The sequence below is a fragment of the Parapedobacter sp. GCM10030251 genome (genome assembly GCF_042666505.1).
Lineage (GTDB): Bacteria > Bacteroidota > Bacteroidia > Sphingobacteriales > Sphingobacteriaceae > Parapedobacter.
Genome location: NZ_JBHTDN010000049.1, coordinates 1 through 662 on the forward strand (window position 1 = coordinate 1; position 662 = coordinate 662).

The window sequence follows — 662 nt, forward strand, 5'->3', positions numbered from 1 at the left end:
AGTTGGTCATCCTGGAGGTCAACCGTGGGGAGTCCCTGCTCATCCGCAGTAAATCGCTGCAGGATGACCCCGAAAGGTTCCACGGCATTCCCGTTTTCACCCCACGTGAAAAGGACGTGATTCGGCTGCTTGCTGCCGGACACACGAGCAAACTGATTGCCTCCGCATTGGGCATCACCAAAAATACGGTAGAAAACCACCGGCAGCGGCTCCTCAAAAAAGCGGGCTGCTACACGAGCAGTGAACTCACCGCGTACGCCGTAAACCATGGCTTGATTTAACGCCATTAGTGATAAATCACTATTGCCTATCGTGTCTTACACCGATAGTTTTGTACTGTCGATGCCGTTATTGTTTGGCATCGCCGCAAGGTATAACAAACGCTCACCATGGTAACCCTGATTTTTACAACGCGCAGCATCCGTTGTTGCCTTATTTGCATACTGCTGGCCATCACCGCTTCATCGGCCCACGGCCAGTTATTGGATAAACTGGGCAAGAAAGTGGAGCGAAAGGTCAAGCAGCGCATCGAGCAGAAAACCGACCGTGCCATAGACAAGGGCCTCGACAAAGCCGAGGAGGCCTTATCGAAACCGTCCAAGACGCGACCAACCGAGACGCAGCCAGGCGAGGACCAACCATCCACCGCCACCTCCGCCCCA

General features: G+C 54.1%; 2 protein-coding genes. Both read left to right on the plus strand.

The features are described from left to right. Window positions 1–281: response regulator transcription factor (locus tag ACFQRK_RS24005; RefSeq protein WP_379010971.1), on the plus strand; the 281-nt coding region annotated here is incomplete at its 5' end. 108 nt (window positions 282–389) lie between these two features. Next, window positions 390–662 (plus strand): hypothetical protein (locus ACFQRK_RS24010; protein WP_379010972.1); only part of this gene is annotated, 273 nt, incomplete at its 3' end.